1 protein-coding gene is annotated in these 340 nt (G+C 75.3%); it reads left to right on the top strand.

Features of this window, described 5'->3' with window-relative positions; translation table 11 throughout:
- Positions 1-7 precede the first annotated feature (7 nt).
- On the top strand, positions 8-340 hold a 333-nt coding region (locus tag PUR56_RS01085), incomplete at its 3' end, for a ketoacyl-synthetase C-terminal extension domain-containing protein (protein ID WP_329947453.1).

Raw genomic sequence — 340 nt, 5'->3', positions numbered from 1 at the left:
CGTCGAGTTGCTGACGGAGTCGCGGCCCTGGAGCGCCGGGGACCGGCCTCGTCGGGCGGGTGTGTCGGCGTTCGGCGTCAGCGGTACGAACGCGCACGTGATCGTGGAGGAGCCCCCGGCCGTCGAGTCCGCCGCCGTCGAGGCAGCGGTGCAACTTCCCTTGGTGCCGGTGCTGTTGTCCGGTACGGACGAGGCGGCGCGCCGGGCCCAGGCACAGCAGGTGCGACTTGTGGCCGAGCGGGATCGCCCCCCGCTCGCCGCAGCCGCAGCCCGCCGAGCCGCGCTGGACCCTCGGGCGGTGGTGCTCGCCGGTGACACCGAGGGGTTGACGACCGGGCGG

Source organism: Streptomyces sp. BE303 (assembly GCF_036290945.1).
Lineage (GTDB): Bacteria > Actinomycetota > Actinomycetes > Streptomycetales > Streptomycetaceae > Kitasatospora.
The sequence above is the reverse complement of the archived record's forward strand: the minus strand, read 5'-3'. Positions and strand labels throughout refer to the sequence as shown.